Here is a 5105-nt window from a genome sequence, read left to right on the forward strand (position 1 = left end):
GACCGCTGGCCGTGAACAGCCCTTTTCTCGGCAGGGCGCCCTGCACGATGAAGCTCACCTAAAGACCGCCAGCGGTCCCGGATCAAGTCCGGGACGACGGTTGGCCTTTGCGAAATGTTCGCAATATCCTCTTGCCCTCGCCGCGCCCGCCTCTAAATGCCGGGTCTATGCGTGACCTGGACGATATCCGCGAAGAGTATGAATTCCTCGATGGCGACGAACGCTATCGCCTCCTGATCGAACTGGGGCGCGAGCTGGACGATATGCCCGACGCGCTCAAGACCGACGCCACCAAAGTGCGCGGCTGCTCCGCCAGCGTCTGGGTCTATCCCATGGCGCGCGAGGACGGCACCCTGCACTTCCTGGCGGACAGCAACGCGGCGATCACCAAGGGCATCGTCTCGCTGGTGATCTCGGCGGTGCAGGACAAGCCTGCCGCGACGGTGGCCGCGACCGACATTGCGGCGGCGCTCGAACCGTTCGACTTGCGCAACCAGCTCTCGTCCAACCGGACGCAGGGCGTGCCCAACATGATCGCGCTGATCCGGGAAACTGCCGCGCGATATGCCCAGGGCTAGGAAATATCTCTGGATCACGGCGGGGGTAATCCTCGTCGGGATCGGCACGCTGGGCATCTTCCTGCCGCTGCTGCCGACGACGATCTTCTGGATTCTCGCCGCCGGATGCTTCTCGAAGAGCCACCCGGAATGGGCGGAGCGGCTCTATCGACACCCGAAGTACGGCCGCCACTTGCGCGAATGGCGCGACCGGCGGGCGATCAGCCGCAAGGGCAAGATCGCGGCGATCTCGACCATGGGCCTGAGCGTCGCGATCGTATGGTTCACCGCTGGCGAGATGTGGGCGCTGATCCCCCTCGCGGTGCTGGCGACGATCGGGACGTGGATCTGGACGCGGGCGGAATAAATCCTCCCTGAGCTTGCTCGGGGAGGGGGAGCGCCGACGCAGTCGGTGGTGGAGGGGGAGAAGGCCCCTCCGTCAGCCCTGCGGGCTGCCACCTCCCCATTCCTGCGGAACAGGGAGGATAGACCTAGTCCACCGCCTCGCGCAGCACGGCGATGCCCTGTTCGCGCTGCGCCCGCAGTTCCCGCTTGAGCACCGACGGATCGCGCGCGACGACGAAGCCGAAGCTGACACCGCCTTCCTTGCCGATGGTCGCATGGTGCAGCTTGTGGGCCTGCACCAGCCGCTTGGCATAGCCGCGCTTGGGCACCCACCGGAAATAGCGCTGGTGGACCAGGCCGTCGTGGATCAGCGTGTAGATCACGCCGTAGACCAGCACGCCGAGACCAATCCACGTGCCCGGCCACCACGCACTTCCGCCCATCACCATCGGCGAGCCGAGTGCGAACATGGAAATGCTGATTGCCGCCCCGAACACGGCATAGAGGTCGTTCTTCTCCAGCATCCTGTCGTGCGGCTCGTGGTGGTCGCGGTGCCAGGCCCAGCCGAAACCATGCATGATGTACTTGTGGCTCGACCACGCGACGAACTCCATCGCGGCAGCGGAGGCAAGGACGATCAGGACGGCGGCAAGGGCGGACATGGCCTTGCCCTTATACTGCCAACGCGTCTCTTCACACACAAAATCCCGTCATCCCCGCGCAGGCGGAGATGACGCGACTGAAGCTGCGACACTCTCTTACAATTGCACACACCCTTGCGACGGGCCGTCTAGCTGACGTTCAGTTTCACAAGCCTAATCCTGAATGCATCGGAAGCGACCTTCCGAAAACAGTTTCCAGCAAGGAGTGCGACCCATGCGCCAGTTCACCAAGTTCATCGCCCCCGCCCTGATCGCCGTCACCGGCCTCGGCGCCATCGCCCCCGGCATCGCCGAGGCCGCGCCGAACCGCCACGTCCAGGCCGCTCGCCACTACGACATTCGCTCCGACATCCAGGGCCTGCGCGCCAATATCGACCGCGCCGCCGCCCGCCGGACGATCTCGCAGCGCGAAGCCTCGGGCCTGCGCCGCGATGTCGTCGATATCCAGCGTCTCTACGGCCAGTACTCGCGCGGCGGCCTCTCCGCGCAGGAGACCCGCATCCTCGGCAACCGTGTGAACAAGGTCTACGCCTCGCTGCGGATGGAGCGCCACGATTACGACCGCCGCCGCGGCTGATCGGCGACCGGGAACCCCAAGTCGCGGAATAATCCGGCAGCCTTTGCCGTAGCCCGTGGTTTTCCTCCCGGCAGAACAATCCCCCCACACAGGAATCCCCCCATGAACAAGCTGACCAAGATCATCGCCCCCGCTCTCGTCGCGCTGCTCGGCGGCGCCTCGCTGGCCCCTGCCGTCGCCGAGGCCGCACCCTACCACCACGACCAGCGCGACCATGCGCGCCGCGGCCACCACGCCCCGCCGCGCTACGTGAAGCATCACCGCGCTTCCAAGCACTACTGGCGCAATGACCGCCGCCATCACGACGACCGCCGCTATCGTTCGCGCTACGATCGCCATGACCGTTACGATCGTCGCCACCACTGATCGACCGGGCCGGTGACCCTGAATTCCGGCCCGCACACTCCCTAACGCGCCCGGCCGCAAGGACCGGGCGCGTTTTACATGGCGGTGCGAGCGCCTCGCAACAGCAACGATCGATCGTCAGATCTATTCGGATTGAATGAAAATTTCATTCGAAGGGCGCAGCGAATCGCCCTGCCCCTTGAATTTCGCAAGGGCGGGGCCTAATCGCGCCTGATCATGACAACCGCACCGCGCACCCTCTACCAGAAGATCTGGGACGCCCACGTCGTCGACCAACGGGACGACGGCACCTGCCTCATCTATATCGACCGGCACATCGTCCACGAAGTGACGAGCCCGCAGGCTTTCGAGAGCCTTCGCGCCGCCGGTCGCCCGGTGCGTCGCCCCGATCTTACGCTCGCGGTGCCTGACCATAACCTGCCCACCACCGCGCGCCGCGACATGAACGGCAATCGCGTGCCGATCGCCGATCCGCAGAGCGCCCAGCAGCTCGACATGCTGGAGAAGAACGCGCCTTCGTTCGGCATCCGCTACATCGGCGACGCCGATCCGGAACAGGGCATCGTCCACGTCGTCGGCCCCGAGCAGGGCTTCTCGCTGCCCGGCGCCACCATCGTCTGCGGCGACAGCCACACCGCCTGCAACGGCGGGCTGGGCGCGCTGGCCTTCGGCATCGGCACGTCCGAGGTCGAGCACGTGCTGGCCACCCAGACGCTGCTGCTCAAGCAGTCGAAGACCTTCGAAGTCCGCGTCGAGGGCACGCTCGGCGCCGGGGTCACCCCGAAGGACGTGATCCTGCACGTCATCGGCGTCATCGGCACTGCCGGCGGCACCGGCTACGTGATCGAGTACACCGGCAACGTCTTCCGCGAGATGTCGGTCGAAGGCCGCCTGACCGTGTCGAACATGTCGATCGAGGGCGGCGCCCGCGCCGGTCTGGTCGCGCCGGACGAGACCACCTTCGCCTACGTCAAGGGCCGCCCCTACGCGCCCAAGGGCGCGGACTGGGACAAGGCCGTGGCGTGGTGGAAGAGCCTGGCGACCGACGAAGGCGCGACTTACGACAAGTCCGTGTTCATCCGCGCCGAGGACATCCAGCCCACCGTGACCTGGGGCACCAGCCCCGAGGACACCTCCGGCATCGGCGGCGTCGTCCCCGCGCCTGAGGACTTCGCCGACGCCTCCAAGCGCGACGCGGTCAAGCACAGCCTCGACTACATGGGCCTGACGCCCGGCACGAAGCTGACCGACGTGGAAGTGCAGAACGTCTTCATCGGCAGCTGCACCAACAGCCGCATCGAGGATATCCGCGCCGCCGCCGAAGTGCTCAAAGGGCGCCACAAGGCCGACAACGTGAAGTGGGCGATCGTCGTCCCCGGATCGGGTCTGGTCAAGGCGCAGGCCGAGGCCGAAGGTCTGGACAGGATCATCATCGATGCGGGTCTGGAATGGCGCGAGCCGGGCTGCTCGGCCTGCCTTGCCATGAACCCCGACAAGGTGCCTGCCGGGGAGCGCTGCGCCTCCACCAGCAACCGCAACTTCACCGGCCGTCAGGGTCCGGGTGCGCGCACCCACCTGATGAGCCCCGCCATGGCCGCCGCTGCCGCCGTCACCGGCAAGCTGACCGACGTGCGCGACCTCGCGCCAATGACTGAACCGGCCTAAGCTGATAGGATCTCCCCCATGTCCAACGATTCCGACAACTCGCTCGCAGGCCGCGCCGCCATCGCCGCCGGTGCCGCCATCGGTTCGGCCGCCATCGCCGCTGCCCTGCTCTTCGTGAAGCGCCGCAGCGACCGCAAGAAGGCCGACGCGCAGCCGCCGAAGACCAACACGGCTCCGCACTTCCCGAGCGAGACGGACTGATGCAGGCGATCAACCACGTCGCCGGCAAGGCGATTCCGTTCGGCCGCAAGAACGTCGACACCGACGTCATCATCCCGGCGCACTGGCTCAAGACGATCACCCGCACGGGTCTCGGCAAGGGCGCGTTCGAATCGATCAAGCTGGAAGACGGCAACGTCTTCACCGACGAGCGCTGGGCCGGCGCGCCGATTCTCATCGCGGGTGACAACTTCGGCTGCGGCTCCAGCCGTGAGCACGCCGCCTGGGCGCTGCTCGACATGGGCGTGACTTGCGTGATCGCGCCGAGCTTCTCGGACATCTTCTCGGGCAATGCCTTCAAGAACGGCATCCTGACCGTGGCCCTGCCGCAGGAGGCGATCGATCGCCTGATGGAAGTGGCGCAGGACGAGACGATCGACATCGACCTCGACACGCAGTCGGTGACCACGCCGTTCCAGGATCGCTTCACGTTCGAGATCGATCCGTTCCGCAAGCACTGCCTGCTGAACGGCCTCGACGAAGTGGGCCTGACGATGGCGCAGGGCGACACGATCTCGACCTACGAAGGCAAGGCACGCGAAACGCTGCCGTTCCTTGCCAGCCCGGTGCTGGCGGCCTGACCGCAAAATCCTCCCTGTTCCGAAGGAATGGGGAGGTGGCAGCCCGCAGGGCTGACGGAGGGGCCTTCTCCCCCTCCACCCCCGCCTGCGGCGGCCGCCCCCCTCCCCATCGCTTCGCGACAGGGAGGATTCT

Annotated in this window: 8 protein-coding genes; 7 read left to right on the forward strand and 1 reads right to left on the reverse strand. The window is 66.4% G+C overall.

From position 1 onward, the window contains the following. Positions 1-167: 167 nt before the first annotated feature. Entirely contained in the window at positions 168-578 is a 411-nt protein-coding gene (locus tag ACYPYD_RS09150; protein ID WP_036530240.1) for a SufE family protein, read from the forward strand. Then, positions 565-924, forward strand: a complete 360-nt coding sequence (locus ACYPYD_RS09155) for a YbaN family protein (RefSeq protein ID WP_069709069.1) — start codon at positions 565-567, stop codon at positions 922-924. Before ACYPYD_RS09150 ends, ACYPYD_RS09155 begins: the two co-directional genes overlap by 14 nt. 124 nt (positions 925-1048) lie before the next feature. On the opposite strand, the gene ACYPYD_RS09160 is transcribed toward ACYPYD_RS09155, so the two are convergent. Next, positions 1049-1564 carry a sterol desaturase family protein gene (locus ACYPYD_RS09160; RefSeq protein ID WP_459662875.1) on the reverse strand — a complete coding sequence of 172 codons (516 nt, stop codon included), beginning with the start codon at positions 1562-1564 and terminating at the stop codon, positions 1049-1051. Between the two features lie 214 nt (positions 1565-1778). Here ACYPYD_RS09160 and ACYPYD_RS09165 point away from each other — a divergent pair, with 214 nt between their 5' ends. From ACYPYD_RS09165 to leuD, 5 genes are all read left to right on the forward strand, one after another. Beyond that, a complete protein-coding gene (locus tag ACYPYD_RS09165; RefSeq protein WP_008832915.1) occupies positions 1779-2141 on the forward strand; it encodes a hypothetical protein in 363 nt (120 codons plus the stop codon). Between the two features lie 102 nt (positions 2142-2243). Further along, entirely contained in the window at positions 2244-2507 is a 264-nt protein-coding gene (locus ACYPYD_RS09170) for a hypothetical protein (RefSeq protein ID WP_008832914.1), read from the forward strand. Between the two features lie 216 nt (positions 2508-2723). Then, a complete protein-coding gene (gene leuC, locus ACYPYD_RS09175; protein ID WP_459662876.1) occupies positions 2724-4172 on the forward strand; it encodes a 3-isopropylmalate dehydratase large subunit in 1449 nt (482 codons plus the stop codon). 18 nt (positions 4173-4190) lie between these two features. Further along, on the forward strand, positions 4191-4373 hold the full coding sequence (locus tag ACYPYD_RS09180) for a hypothetical protein (RefSeq protein ID WP_036530245.1): 183 nt from the start codon (positions 4191-4193) through the stop codon (positions 4371-4373). After that, positions 4373-4972 carry a 3-isopropylmalate dehydratase small subunit gene (gene leuD, locus ACYPYD_RS09185; RefSeq protein WP_036530247.1) on the forward strand — a complete coding sequence of 200 codons (600 nt, stop codon included), beginning with the start codon at positions 4373-4375 and terminating at the stop codon, positions 4970-4972. Before ACYPYD_RS09180 ends, leuD begins: the two co-directional genes overlap by 1 nt. Positions 4973-5105 lie beyond the last annotated feature (133 nt).

It is taken from the genome of Novosphingobium sp. 11B (assembly GCF_054589055.1).

Excerpts from the sequence above, each read along its gene's own strand:
- leuC (WP_459662876.1), top strand. The coding sequence starts at position 2,724 with ATGACAACCGCACCGCGCACCCTCTACCAGAAGATCTGGGACGCCCAC.
- ACYPYD_RS09170 (WP_008832914.1), top strand. The coding sequence starts at position 2,244 with ATGAACAAGCTGACCAAGATCATCGCCCCCGCTCTCGTCGCGCTGCTC.
- ACYPYD_RS09180 (WP_036530245.1), top strand. The coding sequence starts at position 4,191 with ATGTCCAACGATTCCGACAACTCGCTCGCAGGCCGCGCCGCCATCGCC.
- leuD (WP_036530247.1), top strand. The coding sequence starts at position 4,373 with ATGCAGGCGATCAACCACGTCGCCGGCAAGGCGATTCCGTTCGGCCGC.
- ACYPYD_RS09160 (WP_459662875.1), bottom strand. The coding sequence starts at position 1,564 with ATGTCCGCCCTTGCCGCCGTCCTGATCGTCCTTGCCTCCGCTGCCGCG.
- ACYPYD_RS09155 (WP_069709069.1), top strand. The coding sequence starts at position 565 with ATGCCCAGGGCTAGGAAATATCTCTGGATCACGGCGGGGGTAATCCTC.
- ACYPYD_RS09150 (WP_036530240.1), top strand. The coding sequence starts at position 168 with ATGCGTGACCTGGACGATATCCGCGAAGAGTATGAATTCCTCGATGGC.
- ACYPYD_RS09165 (WP_008832915.1), top strand. The coding sequence starts at position 1,779 with ATGCGCCAGTTCACCAAGTTCATCGCCCCCGCCCTGATCGCCGTCACC.